Source organism: Bacillus sp. FSL K6-1033 (genome assembly GCF_038630765.1).
Classification (GTDB): domain Bacteria; phylum Bacillota; class Bacilli; order Bacillales; family Bacillaceae; genus Bacillus; species Bacillus altitudinis.
Window position 1 is genome coordinate 1,073,510 of record NZ_CP152041.1, and the last position, 21,943, is coordinate 1,095,452.

General features: G+C 42.4%; 17 protein-coding genes and 1 riboswitch. Of the genes, 10 read left to right on the top strand and 7 right to left on the bottom strand.

Annotated elements, in window-relative coordinates; genetic code table 11:
• Positions 1 to 24: 24 nt before the first annotated feature.
• The gene (locus tag MHH31_RS05370; protein ID WP_342495351.1) at positions 25 to 1,401 is read right to left on the bottom strand and encodes an MATE family efflux transporter; all 1,377 of its coding nucleotides are present in this window, start codon (positions 1,399 to 1,401) and stop codon (positions 25 to 27) included.
• Positions 1,402 to 1,514: 113 nt separating this feature from the next.
• On the opposite strand from MHH31_RS05370, the gene MHH31_RS05375 reads away from it, so the two are divergent.
• The 3 genes from MHH31_RS05375 to MHH31_RS05385 all read left to right on the top strand — a co-directional run bounded on the left by MHH31_RS05375 (position 1,515) and on the right by MHH31_RS05385 (position 3,295).
• Entirely contained in the window at positions 1,515 to 2,381 is an 867-nt protein-coding gene (locus tag MHH31_RS05375) for an AraC family transcriptional regulator (RefSeq protein WP_342495488.1), read from the top strand.
• A gap of 14 nt (positions 2,382 to 2,395) precedes the next feature.
• Positions 2,396 to 2,956, top strand: a complete 561-nt coding sequence (locus tag MHH31_RS05380) for a GNAT family protein (protein WP_342495352.1) — start codon at positions 2,396 to 2,398, stop codon at positions 2,954 to 2,956.
• Positions 2,957 to 3,019: 63 nt separating this feature from the next.
• Complete coding sequence (locus tag MHH31_RS05385; RefSeq protein ID WP_035392471.1) at positions 3,020 to 3,295, top strand: hypothetical protein; 276 nt, start codon at positions 3,020 to 3,022, stop codon at positions 3,293 to 3,295.
• A gap of 168 nt (positions 3,296 to 3,463) precedes the next feature.
• Here the strand turns inward: MHH31_RS05385 and MHH31_RS05390 are convergent, their stop codons facing one another.
• Positions 3,464 to 4,000 carry a serine acetyltransferase gene (locus tag MHH31_RS05390; RefSeq protein WP_342495353.1) on the bottom strand — a complete coding sequence of 179 codons (537 nt, stop codon included), beginning with the start codon at positions 3,998 to 4,000 and terminating at the stop codon, positions 3,464 to 3,466.
• 387 nt (positions 4,001 to 4,387) lie between these two features.
• Here MHH31_RS05390 and MHH31_RS05395 point away from each other — a divergent pair, with 387 nt between their 5' ends.
• Genes MHH31_RS05395 through MHH31_RS05420 form a run of 6 tightly spaced genes read left to right on the top strand, consistent with a single transcriptional unit; the run spans position 4,388 to position 12,698 of the window.
• Complete coding sequence (locus MHH31_RS05395; protein ID WP_035392469.1) at positions 4,388 to 5,734, top strand: aspartate aminotransferase family protein; 1,347 nt, start codon at positions 4,388 to 4,390, stop codon at positions 5,732 to 5,734.
• Entirely contained in the window at positions 5,721 to 7,217 is a 1,497-nt protein-coding gene (locus tag MHH31_RS05400; protein WP_342495354.1) for an aspartate aminotransferase family protein, read from the top strand. Before MHH31_RS05395 ends, MHH31_RS05400 begins: the two co-directional genes overlap by 14 nt.
• The gene (locus MHH31_RS05405) at positions 7,214 to 8,995 is read left to right on the top strand and encodes an IucA/IucC family protein (protein ID WP_342495355.1); all 1,782 of its coding nucleotides are present in this window, start codon (positions 7,214 to 7,216) and stop codon (positions 8,993 to 8,995) included. The genes MHH31_RS05400 and MHH31_RS05405 overlap by 4 nt, the downstream gene beginning before the upstream one ends.
• A complete protein-coding gene (locus tag MHH31_RS05410) occupies positions 8,992 to 9,546 on the top strand; it encodes a GNAT family N-acetyltransferase (protein ID WP_008348567.1) in 555 nt (184 codons plus the stop codon). The genes MHH31_RS05405 and MHH31_RS05410 overlap by 4 nt, the downstream gene beginning before the upstream one ends.
• Entirely contained in the window at positions 9,521 to 10,870 is a 1,350-nt protein-coding gene (locus tag MHH31_RS05415) for a lysine N(6)-hydroxylase/L-ornithine N(5)-oxygenase family protein (RefSeq protein WP_193804213.1), read from the top strand. Before MHH31_RS05410 ends, MHH31_RS05415 begins: the two co-directional genes overlap by 26 nt.
• 13 nt (positions 10,871 to 10,883) lie before the next feature.
• Complete coding sequence (locus MHH31_RS05420) at positions 10,884 to 12,698, top strand: IucA/IucC family siderophore biosynthesis protein (RefSeq protein WP_025207127.1); 1,815 nt, start codon at positions 10,884 to 10,886, stop codon at positions 12,696 to 12,698.
• A 45-nt stretch (positions 12,699 to 12,743) separates the two neighbouring features.
• On the opposite strand, the gene MHH31_RS05425 is transcribed toward MHH31_RS05420, so the two are convergent.
• The 5 genes from MHH31_RS05425 to MHH31_RS05445 all read right to left on the bottom strand — a co-directional run bounded on the left by MHH31_RS05425 (position 12,744) and on the right by MHH31_RS05445 (position 20,775).
• Entirely contained in the window at positions 12,744 to 13,601 is an 858-nt protein-coding gene (locus MHH31_RS05425; protein WP_144678932.1) for a GNAT family N-acetyltransferase, read from the bottom strand.
• Positions 13,602 to 13,698: 97 nt separating this feature from the next.
• Positions 13,699 to 14,634, bottom strand: coding sequence for a hypothetical protein (locus MHH31_RS05430; RefSeq protein WP_039167392.1), 936 nt, complete (start codon positions 14,632 to 14,634; stop codon positions 13,699 to 13,701).
• 117 nt (positions 14,635 to 14,751) lie between these two features.
• A complete protein-coding gene (gene metH / locus MHH31_RS05435; protein ID WP_342495356.1) occupies positions 14,752 to 18,180 on the bottom strand; it encodes a methionine synthase in 3,429 nt (1,142 codons plus the stop codon).
• Positions 18,164 to 20,005: a bifunctional homocysteine S-methyltransferase/methylenetetrahydrofolate reductase gene (locus MHH31_RS05440; protein ID WP_008348554.1), complete on the bottom strand. Its 1,842-nt coding sequence runs from the start codon at positions 20,003 to 20,005 to the stop codon at positions 18,164 to 18,166. The genes metH and MHH31_RS05440 overlap by 17 nt, the downstream gene beginning before the upstream one ends.
• Positions 20,006 to 20,083: 78 nt before the next feature.
• A riboswitch (SAM riboswitch) is annotated at positions 20,084 to 20,202 on the bottom strand.
• Between the two features lie 81 nt (positions 20,203 to 20,283).
• Positions 20,284 to 20,775: a YajQ family cyclic di-GMP-binding protein gene (locus tag MHH31_RS05445; RefSeq protein WP_007499076.1), complete on the bottom strand. Its 492-nt coding sequence runs from the start codon at positions 20,773 to 20,775 to the stop codon at positions 20,284 to 20,286.
• Positions 20,776 to 21,001: 226 nt separating this feature from the next.
• Between MHH31_RS05445 and MHH31_RS05450 the strand changes: the two genes are divergently transcribed.
• Complete coding sequence (locus MHH31_RS05450) at positions 21,002 to 21,850, top strand: S1 RNA-binding domain-containing protein (RefSeq protein WP_017366998.1); 849 nt, start codon at positions 21,002 to 21,004, stop codon at positions 21,848 to 21,850.
• The last annotated feature ends 93 nt before the right edge of the window (positions 21,851 to 21,943 follow it).

Below are 21,943 nucleotides of genomic sequence, written 5' to 3' on the forward strand. Positions count from 1 at the left end.
AAAGGACTGCACCCGCAGTCCTTTTTATGTGGAAGTAAACCGATACTCCGTCCACACCCTTGAACGCCACCGCCTATACATAAAGATGCCTCTTACCCATTCATCCACGATAAAAGAAATCCAAACCCCGATCAGGCCCATCTCAAGTTGAATGCCTAATAAATAAGCGATCGGAATGCCGATGCCCCACATTGAAATCATCGCCATATAGACTGGAAACTTCGCGTCACCAGCTGCCCGCAAGGAGTTGATGATGACCATATTAAAAGAACGTCCAGGCTCTAAAATAATCGTCAATATGAGGAGGAGGCTCGCGATTTGAATGATCTCACTGTTGCTAGTGAAAAAAGTAAGTAAATGCGTCGATGATAAAGATAAAGCAGTAGAAGAAAGAAGTGAGATGGCAATGGCCCAGTATAAGCTTTTCATGCATCTTCGATAGGCCGCATCAAATTCTTTCGCCCCGATCAGGCGCCCAATTAAAATTTGCGTTCCTTGGCTAATGGCGGCACCAAATAACATAATGAACATCATCAAATTCTGGGTATAGACTTTTGCTGCCAGTGCTTGCGTGCCCATAAATGTGATAAACAGCGTAATAATCATTTGAGAGCCATTATAAGAAAGCTGTTCTCCAGCAGAAGGAATGCCGATTTTTAGCAGTTTTTTTAAATGCGTTCGCTGGATGTAAAACATTTGCTTGAATGAAAACTGCAATCCAATGCGGTGTCGAACAATGAGGATCATGGCAGTTAGACCGATCAACCGTGCAAATGATGTGGAAAGAGCAACACCCATGACACCTAATACAGGGAAGCCAAATGGTCCGAAGATGACCAAATAATTACCAGCAACGTTTAACAGATTCATACCGATGGTGACATACATCGTATCTCTCGTGAATCCATAGCTTTTTAAAATAGCACTATAGGTCATAATGAGCGCCTGTATAAAAGAAAGCAGGCCGACAATCTGTAAAAAGACGGTTGCATCTGGCATTAGCTCGCTTGATAATCCCATCATAGTCAGGATGGGCACAGCTAACACAAACATAAGAAGACTGATCACAAAGCTAATGAGGAAGTTGGTGCCTAGTGATACATAGGCAACTTGGGTCGCTTCCTGCTTGCGGCCCGCTCCTAAAAGCTGCGCAATGACAATCGTCGTCCCAGTCGTAATGAAGCTGAACATCACAATCAATAGATTTAATAGCTGATTACTAACCCCTACTGCGGCAACACTATTGTCAGAATACTGGCTGAGCATCAGTGTATCTGCGCTGCCCATCAGCATATATAAAGAGATTTCGATAAAAATAGGCCAAGTTAATGCAAATAATGAAGGGTGGGATTTTTCACTTTTGGCTTGAACCTTTTGTATTGTCAGTGCTTGTGGTTTCATCACATCGCCTTCTTTCGTATAAATCCGATTTATAGTGTACCTTGCATCGACTATAATAAGAAGAGATGAAACCGAAACTTATTGGAGAAATCCGACTTCATAAGGGGATGAATATGGGTCCGTTTATTACATTTACTGTACCGCCATTTCCAGTCTATATTGCTTCAGGCAAAGGTGTATTCCATCCAGGAGAACGACATATCTCCAGAATTTTCACCGTATTTGATCTTCTTTATGTCACGAAAGGGGAACTATGGATCACAGAAGACGAGGTGCCTCATCACGTAAAAGAGGGAGAATATATCATCTTATCACCGGGACTTGCCCATGGTGGACATGTGCCATGCAAAGAAGAAACACTTTACGAGTGGCTGCATTTCTCAATTGATCCATTTGAGTTTACAGATCGGCCGAGAGAACACTGGTTTGACATGAAGCAAAATCAAGCCACTTTTGAAAAAGCAGCAAGCTATGAATTTCGTCTGCCCCGAAAAGGAAAAGTGAAAGGGGGAAGCGTGCTACAGAAGCATCTTTCAGCGATGCGCGCTTTAAATGATGATGCGTCTGAACTTCAGCTCAAAAAGCAGCTTCAATTTGAGGAAATGCTCATTCATTTACAAAAAGAAGCATTTCATATTCCAAGTGCAAAGGAGACTGTCGCTTCAGAAGTGGTTCACTATCTTGAACGTCATTTTACGCAAAAATTACAGATGGAGAAGCTGGCAGAGATTCTTCATTATCATCCTGATTACATGACAAGGTGCATGCAGACCGTGTACGGACTGACGCCGAGCCAGTACATCAATCGACTCAAAATTGAAAAAGCCAAAAGCCTACTTGCTTCAACGAATGAAAAAATAGCCCTCATTGCAGAACATGTAGGCATTGATGACCCTACTTATTTTTCAAAGCTGTTTCGGCAAAATGAAGGTATGACGCCTATCGAGTATCGTCATCTTGCTAAAAGAACGACAAAGTAAAGGAACGTGAACAGATGAAAGGAAAAAAAGAAGAGATTGTGAGCATACGTCCATTAGACGAAACCGATTTAGAAGTGGTATGGCATTTAAGGTTTAAAGCCCCAGACCAGGCCTATCGAAAGTGGAATGCACCGTATTTTATTGAACATGACATATCGCTTGCTGCATTTAAAAAACGCTATTTACAGGATGAATCTGTCCTGCCAAAACTATTTGGCATTGATGTAGGAGGTGAATTAAAGGGCACAGTTTCTTATTATTGGGAGAATGAACGCACACGCTGGCTGGAGTGCGGGATTCTTATTTATGACTCACGTTTTTGGAATGGGGGCGTTGGAACAAAGGCATTGCGTCTATGGATCGATGAACTCTTTTCACACATTGATATCCCACGCATCGGTCTGACCACCTGGTCTGGAAATGAACGAATGATGCGTTGCGCAGAGAAATGCGGGTTTGTCCTTGAGGGAAGACTGCGTAAGGTTCGTTACTATCAAGGGGAGTATTATGATTCGATGCGGTATGGGATGCTGAGAGAAGAATGGCAAAGCCTTCCGAATCATTCATTTGAATAGTTGTTTTTAAGATTAGGAAAAAAGTATAGTAAGATTCAATAAATTGAAAAAGAAGGGTGGCGGATGAATGTGAAATGGATTACAGGTTGGTTTGTATCCATCTTAGTCGCAATCTACCTATTCGTTGATGCACCAAAACACGGGAAAAATAAATGGTTATGGGCCATCTTAGGCCTTTTACTCGGGCTCTTTACACTTGGAATATATCTCATTCAAACAGGAAGAAAAGGGTTGGGCTGGACAGTACTGATTGTGTCCATTTTCATCTATGCGATTGCCATCCTCGTCTTTGTCTTGTACTTCCTCATGCTAGTCTTCGGGTACTCCAACGCAAATTAGAGAGTACGGCTGTGGTGATTTGTTTCACTTCAAGTTGCTACCGATTGATGGTTTGATTGCGCCAAAGCATCTTAGGATAAATGGTGATGGGGCTCGGGCAGGATGATCCTCATGTTTATCCATCTTATTTTATCTCATGTGGCTCACTGCTTTGGTCAAGTAAGTCCTTCATAAAGAAGGGCTTTTTTCTTTTATTTTTTGAGCAGGGACACCTGCAATGACAATCCGCTCTTCATGAAAGGAGCGATTCACTACTGCATTTGCTCCGATGGAAATATGATTCGCAACATAAATATTTCCAAACAGTTTAGCGCCAGGGCCGATCCATACATGATCTCCAATGACGGGCACATCTTTTTCATGATGGTTTTGACCGATATTCACGCCTTGATGAATATCACAAAACGCGCCGATTTTGGCATGCTTGTTCACAATCAACAGCCCAGTATGGTTGATTCTGAGCCCAGGTCCAAATACACCAATCGGGATATCAAAGCCAAGCTGCATGCCTTTCTTTTTATGTAAGTAACGATAAAACCATTTGCGTAACGTAGCACCGCTATTCGTATAGTACTCATATTTTCGTAAATATCTTTGATATTTCCAAATATCATCCCCAAGCCACTTTGGTCTTTTTCGATTGATGGCAAGTGCTTTCTGATCTTGTGCCAAGTAGTGGTGAAGGTCATGCTTCGTTAAAATCATCAGATCTCCCTCGATTCCCTTTCGTTTCAGAGAAATTATACCATCATAACCATTTATATCAAGGTAAAATAACGTTCATTTTTTGTTTTACTGCATTCATTTCATTCGGCCGTCCCGTATCAAACAAGGGAGCTACAACGAATAGAGCAAAAGAACCAGGAGAATTGATTTGTAATTTTTTTCAACATTTTTCATCATCAAACGTTACATCGCCCTTATGGCTGTAGATGTTTGTAAAAAATACACGAAATTACTCGTTAAAAAGAGAATATAGCATTCATATGCTTTTAGAATCATCTTTTTGAATACAATTGACTTTCGTATCTTACATCCTCTAGGCTAGTAAATGAAAATGATAATCTTTATCAATTGGAGGAGTGTTTTATTATGTCCATCAAAACCGTTTCTAAAAATCAGCAATTTTTAGAGCAACAAAGTCAAAGAGAATCTAATGCAAGGTCTTACCCGAGACGGTTCCCATTAGCCATGCAAAAAGCCGAAGGTATGATCGTGACAGATGCAGATGGTAGAGAATTTTATGACTGCCTAGCAGGTGCAGGAACACTTGCCCTTGGTCACAATCACCCGGTTGTTATAGATGCTATTGAACGTATGCTTCATGAAAAAAGACCGTTGCATACGCTGGACATCACTTCAGAGATTAAAGAAGAATTTGTGAATGAGATTTTTTCTCACTTGCCAGAAGAGTTTGCAAAAAGAGCAAAAATTCAATTTTGTGGACCAACTGGTGGTGATGCTATAGAAGCAGCAATTAAATTAGTCAAGACAGCGACGGGAAATCGTTCCATTCTATCATTCCACGGAGCATATCATGGTGCTACACATGGCACGATGTCATTAAGCGGCAACTTATCGCCAAAAGAAAAAGTACAAGGATTAATGCCAGATGTTCACTTCCTGCCTTATCCATATGAATACCGCTGCCCATTTGGAATCGGCGGTAAAGACTCACATCGCATTTCCAGTTCTTATATTGAGCGTGTATTAAATGATCCTGAGAGTGGAATTCTCCCGCCAGCAGGCATGATCTTTGAAGCGGTGCAAGGGGAGGGCGGCTCCATCCCGGCATCAATTGAATGGATACAAGAAATGAGACGAATCACAAAAGAAAAAGGAATTCCACTTATTATTGATGAGGTTCAATCAGGCATCGGCCGAACTGGTAAGATGTTTGCCTTTGAACATGCTGGTATTGTGCCAGATGTCATTGTGTTATCAAAAGCAATTGGGGGAAGCCTGCCACTATCAGTTGTGATTTATGACAAAGACTTAGATCAATGGAATCCAGGTGCACACATTGGCACGTTTAGAGGAAATCAAATGGCGATGGCAGCTGGAACTGCTACGCTTAAATATATAAAAGAAACCAATCTGCTTGATCATGTAGAAGCGCTTGGTCAGCGTATGCAGGCCAATCTAAAAGACATTCAAAAACAAGTGCCTGCTCTCGGTGATGTGCGAGGAAGAGGATTAATGATTGGTGTTGAAGTTGTGAATCCAGATGAGAAACAGGATGTGGACGGCAGTTATCCAGCAAATCCAGAGCTAGCCAGTCTCATTCAAAAGAATTGTTTTGATAAAGGCTTAATTGTGGAGACAGGAGGCCGTTTTGGAAGTGTGATTCGATTCTTACCGCCTTTGACCATGACAGAAGAACAGCTTGAAAAAGTCATCACGATTTTTAAAGAGGCAGTTTACGATGCAGTCAACTAAACCATCTGTCGATTCATTATTTATTCAACAAAGCCAGCTTGGGAGGGAGTCCTTCCAAGCGGCTCTCTACACATCCATCGACAGCTTACTGGCAGAGTGGCAAACAAGCAGAGGACCGTATAGCGGAATATTGCCTGGGAAATTAGCGACTCATGTCGAATCGTTATTCCAGATTCAACCGGCTGGTGAATCCATTGAGTCTGTTTTTCAAGATATAAAAAATCACCTTTTACCGCATTTGGTTGATGTGTCACATCCTAAATGCCTGGCACATTTGCATTGCCCACCTCTTATCCCTGCTCTGGCAGCAGAGGTGATCGTAAGTTCCTTTAACCAATCAATGGATTCCTTTGATCAAAGCGGCATTGCATCTTTGGTTGAGGAGGAAATCCTCAAGTGGTTATGTGAAAAGTTTTCTTATGGAGAACGAGCAGATGGGACCTTTACGAGCGGTGGAACCCAATCTAACTACATGGGACTGCTTTTAGCAAGAGATGCATTTTGCGAAAACACTTGGCAATGGAATGTACAGCAGAAAGGGTTGCCGAGTGAGGCAAACCGTATGCGGATTCTTTGCTCCAAGAATGCCCACTTCACTGTGAAAAAATCAGCATCTCAGCTAGGTTTAGGTGAGCAGGCTGTTGTGTTAGTTGAGACAGACGAACATCACCGAATGGACCTGCATGATTTGCAGAAGAAGCTTATGGAGCTTAAGGAGCAGGATTTGCTTCCATTTGCAGTCGTGGCGACTTGCGGGACAACTGATTTTGGCAGTATTGATCCTGTACGTGACATATATGACATGGTGAAGCCTTTCGGTTTGTGGATTCATGCAGATGCTGCCTATGGAGGAGCGCTTGTATTAAGCAAAACCTTCCGAGGAAAATTAGATGGCATCGAGCTTGCTGATTCGATCACGATCGACTTTCATAAGCAATTTTATCAGCCGATCTCCTGCGGGGCATTTCTACTAAAGGATAAAAGACATTTTGGTTTGATTGATTACCATGCAGATTATCTCAATCCAAAGGAAGATGAACTGGAAGGCATTCTGCATCTCGTGAATAAATCTGTTCAGACGACGCGCCGGTTTGATGCGCTAAAACTCCTTCTCTCTCTGCGTATGATTGGAGAAGAAGGATTTGCAAGTATCATTGACCATACCATCCAATTTGCGAAAGATGTGGCTACGTTGATTGAGAAAAATGAGCATCTTGAGGTGATCAATCCTGATCCAGAAATCAATGCAGTCGTGTTCCGTTTTATAGATGATCATCAAGCAGATGACATCAATAAAATCATTCATCGCACACTTTTTCAAACAGGAACGGCTGTCGTAGCAAAAACAGTAGCCGATGGTCAAACATGCTTAAAATTCACTTTGTTAAATCCGAGAACGACTATTACACATATTGAGGAAATCCTTTCTGACATTGTTGATATCGGGATCGCTCATATTCAATCCGGGAGGGTACTACGTTGAGTCAATATAAACAAATGGCTGAAAATGCAACGATGCAAAGCTTTTTAAACTGTTTTTTACGTGAAACAGGAATTGATCGATCTGCAAAGAAAGAGACAAAAGCAGACGGCTCACTTGTATTTGTAGCAGCATTAGCAAAACAAGATCTTGAGCTTGTCATTCCGATTCGATATTTTTCGCCTGTAGGCCGTCATCTCTTTGATTTTCCCGTTCGCTTTCGCCCGCAAGGCAGTGAGCAACAGGGAACGATCATCGATTACACCACACTTGTTGCTTTATGTTCAAAGGAACTTCTCATTGAATATGGCCGCACAGATGCAGAGGATGAGTTCATGCTTCGCATCATTTTAAGCTGTCGGAATATTGAACGATTCATCAGAGAGAGAGAAAGTGATCGAGCGGCTCTTTCTTCAGCTGATTTTGAATATATCGAAGCGGAGCAGTCACTCCTTCTTGGGCATTTAACGCATCCTACACCAAAAAGCAGACAAGGAATGACAGAAGAGGAGGAAGCTATTTATTCTCCTGAGCTGAAAGGCTCTTTCCAGCTTCATTACTTTAAAGCACATCCGTCAATTGTGCTTCAGGATTCTTCAATTTCACAGTCTGCGGCAAGCCTCATGTTTGAGGAGCTCATGCGCCAGATGCCAGAAGAAAAAGAGAGACTGACGACGTTAACAGAAGGCGGTCAATATGTCCTGATTCCGATTCATCCACTGCAAGTCCAAGTGGTGATGGAGAAAGCGTTCGTCAAGCGTTATATAGAGGACGGAAAGCTGGCGTATTTAGGGCCGCTAGGGTCTGAATACACAGCGACATCTTCCTTTAGAACGGTCTATCAAAAAGACTCTGCGTACATGCTCAAATTCTCTGTCCCTGTAAAGATCACAAACTCTTTACGCGTTAACAAACAAAAGGAACTTGATCGCGGAGTTGAGATGTCTCGTATCTTAAAAACAGAATTAGGCGTTTCTTTATATGACAAATTCTCTGGATTCCGTGTGATTGAAGATCCTGCGTATCTATCTATTCAAGGGGATGAGGCGGAATCTGGCTTTGAAGTCGTCATTCGTCAAAATCCATTTTTGCATCATGAAAAAGAGGCAAGCTTAATTGCAGGGCTATGTCAGGATCATGCATACGGAGGAAAATCAAGGCTTTCAGGCATTATCCATGAATTAGCAGACGCTGAAGGCAGATCAACAGAAGATGTTAGCCGTGATTGGTTCACACAATATTTATCGATTGCGTTAGAGCCGATGCTTTGGTTGTTTGAAACGTATGGTCTTGCCCTTGAAGCCCATCAGCAAAATGCTGTCGTACAGCTAAAGAATGGATATCCGCACACATTCTATTATCGTGACAATCAAGGCTACTATTATAGCGAATCGAAAAAGGATCAGCTTGCGAAGCTTGTTCAAAACTTAAGCGTCAGAAGTGAAACCATTTGTGCAGACGATGTAGCGGTTGAGAGACTGCGTTACTATTTCTTCTTTAATCATTTGTTTGGTCTTGTGAATGGTTTTGGTACAGAGGGGCTTGCACAAGAAGAAGATTTATTAGCCCTGATTAGAGACACACTGATTGCGCATGAAGAGACATATGGTGCATCTGAGCTGACGAACAGTCTTCTCCGGTCACAGGAGCTGCCTTCAAAAGCGAACTTACTCACACGGTTTGAGGATATGGATGAACTGACAGGTTCTTTAGAAACGCAATCTAGGTACACGTCTGTATTGAATCCGCTCTTTTTACATAAGGAGGCGCTGATTGGATGAGGCATCGAATTGGGTTCATTCGCGCTGAATATGAACGGGACGTCCAGCTTGTCCACAAGTGGATGCAAGAAGAGTATGTCCACCCATTTTGGCATTTGAATATTCCATTTCCTGCTTTTGAAAAGCACTTTTATCAGGCCATTCATGATCCGCATCAAACCCTTTATTTAGGAACCATTGATGGCACGCCGATGAGCTATTTTGAAGCATACAATGTGAAAGGGGATATCATTGAATCGTACTATCAGCCTTCTCCGCATGATCAAGGCATTCACCTGTTAATTGGAGAGCCAGATTATGTAGGGAAAGGATTTGCGGCTCCGCTGCTTCAAGCCATGACAGCATTTCAGTTTGAGCAGAACAAACGAACAGAAAAAATCGTGGCTGAGCCAGATATTCGGAACGAAAAAATGATTCATGTCTTTGAAAAGTGTGGATTCGAACGTGTGAAACCAGTCACTTTACCAGATAAAACAGGTCTTTTAATGTTTTGTCATCGAGATCGATTTGAAAGGAAGTATAACCATGACGCGGTTCAACAAGCAAAATAATGTAGTGGATGTCATTGGGATTGGCATTGGACCATTTAACCTAGGGCTTGCTGCATTATCTGAAGAAGTAAACGAAATTGACGCTTTGTTTTTTGAAAGAAGTGAAGCGTTCCACTGGCATCCAGGTATGCTCATTGAAGGGACAACACTTCAAGTCCCCTTTTTAGCGGATCTTGTCAGTATGGCGGATGTGAAAAGCAAATATAGCTTTCTCAACTATTTGCAGGAACAAAACCGTTTGTATTCATTTTACTTTCTAGAAGACTTCCATATCCCGCGCAAGGAATATAGCCATTATTGCCGCTGGGTCGCGGATCAATTAGATTCTTGCCGATTTGGCATGAATGTCGAATCTGTCTCCATTGTTGAAAAAGCTGGAGAAAAACAATATGAAGTGCATGTCCGTCATGTGAAAGATCAAACGGTAGAGGTGTTTGAAAGTAAGCATCTTGTTTTAGGTATCGGCACACAGCCTGCGGTACCAGCACCTCTTCAGCCAGCTTTAGGGGATCGGGTGTTTCATTCTGCTGATTACTTGAAACGAAAGAAAGAAGGCTGTTTTAAAGGAAAATCCGTGACGGTCATCGGTTCTGGTCAAAGTGCGGCAGAAGTATTCTATGACATTTTATCAGACGATGAGGCGAAGGATATTCATTGGTTTACACGCTCTAAAGGGTTTTTCCCAATGGAATATTCAAATTTGGGTCTTGAGTATTTCTCTCCAGACTATATTGATTTCTTTTATGAGCTTCCGCAACCTAAAAAAGATGCGCTATTAAAGCAGCAAGATTTGCTGTATAAAGGCATCAGCTCAGCGATGATCCGAGATATTTATCACTTGCTTTATGAACGTTCTGCTTGCGGAGAGCAGCTGAACACCGTGCTGCAGGCGATGACGGAAGTCAATTTGATTGAGGAAACGAGGGACGGCTTATCGCTTTCATGCAATCAATGGGTCAAAGAGGAATCCTTTACGCATGAGACAGACATTGTCGTCTTGGCAACGGGCTATCAATCTGTATTACCGCCATTTATTGATCCGATTTCCCATCATATTCAGTGGGATCATCAAGGACGCTTCCAGGTTGAACGTGAATATCGATTGAAAACAAATACATTAGGTGAAAATGATATTTTTGTACAAAATGCAGAGCTTCATACACATGGAGTAGGCGCACCAGATTTAGGGCTAGGGGCGTACCGAAACAGTGTCATTATCAATGAACTGGCTCGTCGACCTGTGTATCCACTTTATCAAAAGCATGTTTTCCAGACATTCGGTACACATAAACACGCAAATACATTTGAAGAAATCAAAGGGTAAGGAGGATGAACCGATGAGTGTACAAGATGAATTGAAAAAAGCGGTAAATCCTGCTGCTTGGAAAAAAGCAAACCAGCGAATGGTGGCAAAAATGCTGTCCGAATATATGTATGAGGATATGCTTCATCCCGTTCAGCTAGATCATCAGGATGGCATCGCCCAATACGAATTAATCATTCACGAACAGAAGAAATATCGTTATCTCGCAAAACCTCGTTTGTTTGATAGTTTTGATACGATTGCTGAATCGATCGAGTGCTGTCAAGACGGAACATGGACAAAGGATGTTAGTGCCATTGTGTTTTTACTAGACATTCAGCCAATCATCCCAATGTCTTCTGAAACAACTGGCCATCTGATCAAAGAGCTTCACCATACCTTGTTAGCGGATGTTCATTTGCTGTCGAAAAAAGCACTTCATGCGGATGAGCTAACGGATACAGACTACGCATGGATTGAAGGCGAGATGACTGGTCATCCTTGGATCGTCTATAACAAAGGGCGTATTGGGTTCAGCTACGATGATTACTTAGCCTATGCACCTGAAAGGCAGGAAAGTGTGCAGCTGTCTTGGATTGCTGTTCACCGAGAACTTGCGACATTCCATGCGGTCGATCATGAGAACTATGAGCACATCATTGCCAAAGAATTAGACGAAGTCACGATTCGTCAATTCCAACGTGTGTTAAAAGATGAAGGGCTGAATGCGGCTGATTATTATATGATGCCTGTTCATAAATGGCAGTGGACGCATATGATCATCCAGCATTTCCCCGAAGATTTGGCCATGCGCCGTATAGTGTATTTAGGAGAAGGGCTGGATCAATATATTCCACAGCAATCGATCAGAACCTTTACGAACATCTCAAATAAAGGCAAGCATCATATTAAACTGCCAATGAGTATTTTAAATACGCTAGTGTACCGGGGGCTCCCATCAGAACGTACAGTTATTGCGCCACGTATTACAGCGCATATTAAAGGAATTGCCGATCAAGACGCCTTTTTATCCGATGTATGCCGCGTGATTTTACCAGGTGAGAATGCGAGTATCAATGTTGATCATCCTTATTACAGCAAGCTACCTGGTGCGCCATATCAATACCTTGAAATGCTTGGGGTCATTTTTAGAGAAAGCATTTATACGTATTTAGATGAAGGGGAGAGCCCTGTTACGCTGGCGGCACTGACTTATGAGGATCATGAAGGCGAGCCTTATCTAAAGCAGCTCATTGAAAAATCGGGTCTGTCAGCAAAAGAATGGATGGCGTCATTCTTCCATGTTGTCATGCCGCCGCTTCTGCACTTTATGTATCAATATGGCACGGTGTTTTCACCGCACGGACAAAATACAATTCTTGTATTAAAAGATCACAAGCCGCATCGTTTGGCCATCAAAGATTTTGTTGATGATGTGAACATTAGTGATCAACCGCTGCCTGAATTGGCTTCATTAGAAGAAGATCTAAAGGAAGTGCTGCGTAGTGAGCCGCCTGAGGGTCTTGTACAATTTATTTTTACGGGCCTGTTTATTTGCAATCTTCGTTACGTGTCAAACGTGTTAGACAATCACAATCTGTTAGATGAAACGACGCTTTGGCGCTTGCTTGCAGAAGAAATTCAGCAGTATCAAAAGCAATTTCCACAGCTAAAAGATCGTTTTGCTTTATTTGATCTATTCCAGCCTCAGCTGACAAAGCTTTGCTTAAACCGTAATCGCATGATTGATTATGGCTATGGAGATGGAGACGACCGGCCGCATGCATCAGAGCATGGCAAGGTCACAAATGCACTCGCTCAAGTTCTCTCATCCGTAGGCGAAAAGTAAATAAGAAAAGCTGTAGACAACATCTGTCTACAGCTTTTTGATTTTTTAAGAAAATGCTTGTGAGGCCAGGAAATAGAGAAGCGCAGGATCGTTCTGCTTTTCGTTCCCGCGAATCATCATAAAATGTGCGACGTTTGTTTTCGTAAATCCTGCTTCTACAAGTGATGCATGCAGGCGTTCAGCTGTTTCTTCCTGCATATCTAAACGAAAGGCGCCAGAATAAGACGTGAGAAGTGATTGAATGAGTGATAGCGCCGTTTGTTCATCGTTTGCTGCAAGCGGGCCAATCATCAGATTAGCTGGTGTTTCCACACCAAACGCGAAGCCGGTGATTTCGTGGTGTTCATCCTTTGCGATCAGTTTAAATGCTGCTCGCTCCATTCGCTTTATTAAGAAGTTTGATCGATTGGTCCCTGCGCCTTTTTCATCCAGCCTTTCAATAGACGGGAGGTGCGTTTGATCAGCGGGAAAAAGATGAATCTGATGTGACGGGTGAAGGGCACTAGGATTTGTTTTTTGTGCTTTGTATGTATGAATATAACCGGCTGTCTGAAAGCCGATTTTTTCATAAACTGGGCGTCCTTGTACAGTAGCAGTTAAAACGACAGGGACACTTGGATCACTATGACGAAGCAGTGTGTCAATCATTTGACGGGCAAGACCGAGGCCTCGATGTGTCTCAGATACAATCACCGCCCCAATTGATGCCACTCTGTCATACTGAAAAAGTCCAGCGCATGAAATGACTTGTCCGTCAGTTGTTGTAAAACCGGTAAAATGTCCATTTGTTAAAAGAGATGTGAGCTCTTCCGCATTGTAATCAGGCCAGTCGACCTCTTTTGACAATGCGACAAGGTCTGGTATGTCATCAAGGGTTAAAGTTCGTTGTATAACGTTTGCCAATACACGCAACTCCTTCTTAGCTGATTTCTCTATATGTATCGTACCATAAGAACGCATAAGAAAAAGGAAAAGGGGATACCTTTTCCTTTTGTATAGTTTAATAATTGAGGTCACGGTTGTATTCATATTCAAAGGTGAGCTGTAAGTTTTTAATTGAGACAACGCCTACTTTGATTAACCGTCCACCGATCAATTGAGGAACCTCGGTTGCATTAAAAGAAACAAAAAAGCGGTCTTTTGCTGGCACTTGACTTGTTTTATAAGAAGAGATGTCAACTTTTTGACCGTTCCAAGGTACGTTCACTGTTCCGCCTTTTAAGGAAGAGACGGTGAATACATAATTATATGCATTTGTACTGCCTTTTTCAGCTTCTAATGACAGGCCAGTGACAACGGCATCCTGCGGCAAGCTACTTAAATCAAAAGAAGAATTGGGAGATCCAGCTTCATTGAAACTATTCAATGTGGCAGGTGATCCATATCGTTTGGTTGTGCCTTTTTCAATACTTTTATCAAAGACAATACGATACATGTTGTCCTCTTCATTTAATAATTGCTTTGGTTTGACGGCTAAATAGTAGTCAGTGCTTGCGGCAATTTTCGGCATATGGATGATTTCATTTTGGTTGTTTGTCCGCACAGAGGAAGACACGAGTGACCCGCTCTGATTGTAAAGATAAAGATCAAAATCATTTCCAGCTTTCACATTGACGAGTTTGATAGAAAAGCGGCCATCTGCTCCATCAAATTTAGAGCTGGTGAATCGGTAAAAATCAATGTCATTCATAGAAGAGATACTACCTTCGTGATATAAATAGGTCTTGTTTAGATGAAGAGAGTGCTGTAAGAATTGAGCTTTTTCCATCGTATCATTGTTTGCATAATCACTGTCTGGATACAGATGCTCCAATTCTTCTGTATAATATGTTGTTTGTTTCGTAGAAGTTTCACTCGCTTGAGCAGGTGATTGGAAAAGAGGGCTAGCGATAAAGAGGCCTGTAAGCAATAAAACCCCGATCTTCTTTTTGAACATGACAAACATCTCCTTTTAAGTAAATGACTTTCATTTATAATATCGGTAAATAAACGTAATTTTTCATATTTATTCCATTTTTATTTATAAAAAGAACCTCCAATTCAGGAGGTTTTTTTAGTGAACGTTAAAATATCGAGCTTCAGGATGAGAAACGACAATGGCTGAAACGGATGCTTCGGGCTCCATCATAAACCCTTCTGTGAGATGAATCCCGATTTTTTCTGGCTGCAGCAGGTGGAATAGTTTTTCTTGGTCTTCTAGATTAGGGCACGCTGGATAGCCAAAGGAATAGCGCTGACCTTGATATTTGGCTTGGAACCGTTTCTCCATCGTGAAATCGACTGGGTCTGGGAATCCCCATTTATCACGAATTACTTGGTGCGTTCGTTCAGCCAATCCTTCTGCAAGCTCAAGTGCTAAAGCTTGGACCGCATGCATTTTTAAATAGTCACCCTCTTGTTTAAATTGCTGCGCAACCTCTCGTATGCGGGCACCAGCCGTCACTGCAAATAAGGCGATATAATCTTTCTCGTTCTCTCCGCTTTTCCGCACATAATCAGAAATAGACCGGTACGGAAGTTTTTCCTGTCTTGGAAATTGGAACGTCTCAATGACGCGGTCAGGCGCTTCTGGATCGTAGATATGCAGGTCATTCCCATTTGAACTGGCAGGGAAGAATTGATAGACGAATGCAGGTGCAAACCAGTTGTTCTCTCTGCCTTCTTGAAGAAGATCTGTGATCAGCTGTTTTAACTCCAATGCTTTTGGATGCTGTTCAGCCAACAGCTTTTTGATCTTTCCTTTTAAACCGAGATGATGGCCGATCAGCATTTGCTCATTGACATAGGGCATAATGTGGTGCAAATCAATATCCCGTACATAATGGCGTTTCGTATTTTCTGGTGTGAAAATCGCTGCCTCCGGAAGTGTCGCGCGTTTTTCTAGTAATTCAATCACGGCTTTTGGCTGCGTTGTTTCTTTTTCCTTATGGAGTGTTTCTTGATCCTCTAAGGGTTTTGTTTGAAATTGAAGAGGGTTCGCTCTTAATTCATTCGCTAAAGACAGGCCGTCCATTGCATCTTTGGCGTAAAGGACGGGGCCATCATATTGAGGCGAAATTTTCATCTTCGTAAACTTCCGTGAAAGCGCCGCGCCGCCCACCAAAATGGGAACAGAGATGTTTGCTTTTTGTAAATCTTGAGCGGTCAAGACCATTTGCTGTGCTGATTTGACAAGTAAACCTGATAATCCAATCATATCTGGCTTTTCTTTTTGCACCGCTTCAATCAATGTTTGTGGGGTTACTTTGATTCCGAGATCGACGACGTGAAAGCCATTATTGCTCAAAATGATGTCGACCAGGTTTTTCCCTATATCATGGACATCGCCTTTGACGGTGGCGAGGAGAATCTTCCCTTTGCCGCTTGCGTCCTTTTTCTCCATAAATTGCTCAAGGTATGAAACAGATGCTTTCATGACCTCAGCGGATTGGAGGACTTCAGCTACAATCAATTCGTTTTGATTAAATAGGCGCCCAACCTCTGACATTCCCTGCATTAATGGTCCATTGATGACATGAAGAGGTGATTCAAATTTCTCCAAAGCAAGGGCCAAATCATCAATCAGGCCTTCTTTCGTCCCTTCGACGACATAAAGTGCCAGCCTTTCATCAAGTGATAAGGAGATCTTTGGTTTCTTCTCTGTTTTCTTTTTCCCGCGATAAAATTGGGTGAACTCAGCAAGGGTTTGATCATTTGTTTCATAAAGTAAAGTTTCAGCCAGCTTGATTTCTTCCTTTGGAATTGAAGCGAAGCGTTCAAGCTTTTCAGTATTCACGATCGCATAATCAAGCCCTGCTTTTACGCAGTGATACAAATAAACGGCATTCAATATTTCTCTGCCAACTGGCGGGAGTCCGAAAGACACGTTACTAATGCCTAAAATGGTGAGACATTCAGGCAGTGCTGCTTTGATTCGCTCAATGCCTTTAATCGTCTCTTCAGCAGCACCAATATACTGTTCGTCTCCAGTACCTACTGGAAAGACAAGAGGGTCAAAAATGATATCACTCGCAGGGATTCCATATTTTTTCGTGAGCAGGTCATGGGATCTTATGGCAATCTCAAGTTTTCGATCTGCTGTGACGGCCATCCCTGTTTCATCGATTGTTCCCACAACAAGTGCGCCGCCATATAGCTTGACAAGAGGAAGAATCTCTTCAAAGCGCTCTTCTCCATCCTCTAAATTAATAGAATTAATAATGGCTTTTCCTTGAGAATACATAAGTGCTTTTTCGATGACATGTTTATCGGTTGAATCAATGACAAAAGGAGCTTTCACTTTTTTCATGGCTTCTTTTAAAAAGCCTTCCATGTCTGCTGTTTCATCACGATCAGGGTCTGCTAGACACACATCAATGACGTGAGCGCCATTTTTCACTTGAGCACGAGCAATTTCTGCTGCCTCTTCAAACTTTTGTTCTGCAATGAGCCGTTTGAATTTGCGTGAACCAATGACATTTGTGCGCTCACCAACAAAGAGGGGGCGCATCGCTTCTTCATAAATGAGGGGCTCGATTCCTGATACGGTATGCGGTGATGACTCATGCGTCATGCTGCGGGGCTGAAGCTGACGTACTTCATCTGACAATGCCTGAATATGTGCAGGCGTTGTACCGCAGCAGCCGCCGACGATATTTAACCAGCCTTCTTTTGCAAAAGCGGCGATTTTTTTAGCAAGCGAAGCAGGGGATTCGTGATATTGCCCTTCTTCATCTGGGAGACCAGCGTTTGGATAGCAGCTGACAGCCGACTTTGAGATGGAGGAGAGTGTACGGATATGGTCTGTCATAAATTCTGGACCAGTTGCACAGTTTAGGCCGACGCTGATTGGTTTCATATGCTCAAGTGAGATATAAAAGGCTTCAATATCTTGGCCTGCAAGGGTAGTGCCCATCGGCTCAATCGTACCTGACACCATCAGTGGCAGCTCAATACCGGTCGCTTGAAAGGCTTCTTGAATGCCTTTAAATCCAGCTTTGACATTCAGCATGTCTTGACTCGTTTCTAAAAGAAGAGCATCACATTTCCCATCAATCAGGGCGCGGGCTTGTTCTTCATAATTTGCAACGAGCTCTTCAAACGTTGTGCCGCCTGTTACGGATAATGTTTTTGTAGTGGGCCCCATTGCGCCTACAACAAAGCGGGGCCACTCTGGTGTGGACAAACGGTCTGTTTCACGCTTTGCCAGCTGAGCTGCTTTTACGTTCAATTCATAGGCGAGGTGGCCAAGTCCATATTCATCGAGAACGAGCTTCGTCGCGCCGAATGTATTTGTTTCGATTAAATCTGCACTTGCTTCAAGATATTGCCGGTGGATCGTGGAGATAATATGAGGGGCTGTGACGTTCAAATATTCGTTACAGCCCTCATACTCTTCTCCGCCGAAATCCTCTGCTGTGAGATCGGCGTTTTGAATCATTGTGCCCATTGCACCGTCAAGGACGAGGATGCGTTTTTTGAGCTGTTCAGTGATAGTTGGCATGGATGTTTGGCTCCTTTTCTTTCTGATGGATGTAAGTTGTCAGTTCTGCTGTTAAATCTGATCGAAGGAAAGGGGTAATTAAATAGATGCCATTAAACAATTCACAGGCTGTATCTAATAAAGAACGGGCAATGGCTAATCCTTCTGTCCGCTGCTTTTCTTTATCTTCGCCTGCCTTGGCCATAATCTCACGAATCGAGTCAGACAATTTAATGCCGGGAATTTCATGATGAATAAACTCAGCATTTCGGCTGCTTGTCAGCGGCATAATACCGATGTAAATCGGTTTATCCAAATGTCGGCTTTCTTCATGAATCTTCACAAGCTGTTCCTCAGAGTATACAGGTTGTGAAATAAAATAATCGGCACCGTATTCGATTTTCTTCTCGAGGCGTTTGACCGCTTTATCAATATGACGGACATTTGGATTAAACGCGCCAGCCACTGAAAAATTGGTCTTTTTCCCGAGCGGCTTCCCAGAGAAAGATAGTCCCTCGTTAAATTGTTTGATCAGACGGATCAAATCAAAGGAGGTTAAATCATACACAGATGTCGCACCTGGGAAGTCTCCAATTTTAGACGGATCGCCTGTGATGGCTAAAATATCGGTTAGTCCAAGCGTGTCCAGCCCCATTAAGTGGGATTGGAGTCCAATCAAATTGCGATCACGACATGTGATATGGACAAGTGAACGCATATCAAGCTGCTGTTTTAATAAAGCGCCGCATGCCACATTGCTAATACGCGGGGTAGCTAGAGAGTTATCGGCCAGCGTGAGGGCATCAATGCCAGCACTTTTTAATTCGTTCGCTGCGACAAGGAATTTTTCAAAGTTCAGCTTCTTCGGCGGGTCCAGCTCGACGATAATCGAACGTTTTTTCACAGCCAGCTCGTCAAGACCTGGTTCTGTCCGTTGATCTTGGATGGAAATGATTTCTTCTTTTAATACTTTCACTTCTTTTTCGGTGATAGGTGCTAAATCTTTGACCGCCTCTGCCATGGCGCTTATATGCTGAGGGGTTGTTCCGCAGCAGCCTCCAATGATTCGTGCGCCCTGATTTCTAAACTCAAGTGCACTTTTTCGGAAATAATCATTATCTGTATCATAGACGAGTCTGCCTTCTTCAAGGGAGGGAAGACTGCTGTTTGGATAGACAGATAAATGCGAATTTTGCAAAAGTGGAACGCCTTCAAGTGCCTGAATCATATGATAAGGGCCCAGCCGGCAGTTAATGCCGACAACATCAGCGCCAAGTGAGGATAATTCAGATAAACCGTCTTTTAGCGGTGTACCGTCCTGCAATACACCTTGCTCATGCATGGAGACGTTCATGACAATCGGAAGCGCTGTTTCTTTGCGCGCTATCTCAAGCACGGCCTTTGCTTCTTCAATATCGTAATACGTTTCAAGCAGTAATCCATCAGGCTCTTCATTTAAAAGGATATAGAGCTGTTCTCTAAAGCTCCGTTTAATCTCGTCTAAAGAGTAGGCATTTTTGTTAAATGTTCGAATACCGCCGATCGTTCCAAGGACATAAGCTGAGCCAGCGGCAGCTTTGGCAATTTGTACAGCTTTTGTGTTAATGCGTTTTGTTTCTTCCTCTAAGCCGTAGCGGGATAGTTTAATATAATTCGCACCGTATGTGTTCGTTTGAATAATGTCCGCTCCAGCTTGCACATATGCCTCGTGCACTCTTTTGACTTCATCTTCTTTTGATAAATTTAATTCTTCAAAGCAGCGGTCAATGCCATAAGAGTATAAAAGTGTTCCCATTGCTCCATCAGCAATCAGTACGCGATTTTGTAAGTCTTGTAATAGGCCCATTGGTTTCCTCCTTATTTCTATATAACAAAAAAAGCCTTCTGATAAGAAGAAGACTTTTTGGCTGTATTGAAATTCTTCTCCTTATCTTCCAAGCAGTTGCTTGCTGGATTTAGCACCTTGGTCATAGAAAATAGATTTCTACTACACCGGTTGCTGAGGCTTCACAGGGCCAGTCCCTCTGCCTCTCTTGATAAGAAAGCGATATGAACATGTCAATGAATTGAACTTCCATCAACTGTATCGAAAAAATCGGAAATAATCAATGGAAAATTTGAAATTTATCGAAAATTTATAAATTGGACGTCAATCGGTAAATCTGCCTTGCGCATGAGCGCAATCACTTCTTGTAAATCATCTTTATTTTTTCCTGTCACACGCACTTGGTCATCTTGAAATTGCGACTTTACTTTTATACCAGATTGTTTGATCAAGGCATTGATCTTTTTGGCATTGTCCTTATCAATCCCGCTAATCAGCTTTGCACGCTGGCGAACGGTTCCACCCAGGGCATGTTCTGTTTTTCCGTAGTCAATGTTTTTAGTCGGTACGTTTCGTTTAATCAGTTTTGTCACAAGGACATCCTTTAGCTGCTCCAGCTTGAAGTCATCATCAGAAATGAGAACGAGTTCTTCTTTTTCTAGTGAAATATCACTTTTACTTCCTTTAAAATCATAACGGTTTTTAATTTCTTTCAGTGCTGCTTGAATGGCGTTTTGCACCTCTGGCAGCTCCACCTTCGATACAATATCAAATGAACTTTCTTTTGCCATCACATATGACCTCCAACTATAGATATTGCGTCTATTTTATCATGCCAATAGGGGAAGAAGAAACTTTATCGAAGAGAGTTCAGATGCATGCGGTATAATTCAAGTGCAGTTTGTCCACTTTAGCTAACAGAACTAGAGATGTTCATGATGACAGAAGTATAGTAGAATAAAGTGAATCAAAAGATGAACGAACGCTCTTTTAAGGGCAGATAGGAAGGAAGAGAACATGAGACCAGGTGAGCAACTGACCTTGCAAATAGATAACGAGATGGAATACGGCTACTTTTTAACAGATGGAGAAGATTCTGTCCTCCTACATCGCAGTGAGATGACAGAGGATATTGGAGATCGTGATGAAGTAGAGGTCTACTTATATGTAGATCATGAGGAAAGACTGGCAGCGACGATGAAAATTCCTAAAATCAATGCACATACATACGACTGGGTAGAAGTCGTAGACGTTGTAGAAGATATGGGTGCTTTTGTCGATATAGGTTTGTCAAAGGATGCACTTGTTGCAACTGAACACCTCCCGCCTTTTGAGGAAGCGTGGCCGAAAAAAGGCGACAAACTATACTGTATGCTCAAAGTGACAAGTTACGGGAGAATGTTCGCAAAACCAGCCACTGAAGATGTGATCAGTGAATTGTTTACTGAGGCGCCAGAAACGTTAATGAACAAAGAAATCACGGGGACAATTTATCGCTTAATTGCGACAGGTTCCTTTATGCTGACTGATACAGGGATTAGAGGATTTATCCATCGTACTGAGCGGAAAGAAGAACCAAGACTCGGATCGACCGTGACTGGACGCGTGATTGCAGTGAAAGAGGATGGAACTGTCAATGTGTCACTGCTTCCGAGAAAGCAGGATGCGTTATCAGTCGATGCAGAAGAAATCTTAACTTATATGAGAACGAGAAACGGTGCAATGCCTTACGGGGATAAAAGTGATCCAGAAGATATCCGGGAAAGATTTCAAATGAGCAAAGCAGCCTTCAAACGAGCACTAGGTCATCTGATGAAAAATGATCTTGTTTACCAAAAAGAAGGATGGACATACGAGAAAAAGTGAGCATTTGCTCACTTTTTTTATTTTTGTCATAAATAATGGTTTTTTTCAGTGAAAAAAGTCATGAAAAAAGCTGAAAATCCTTCACTTTATCAT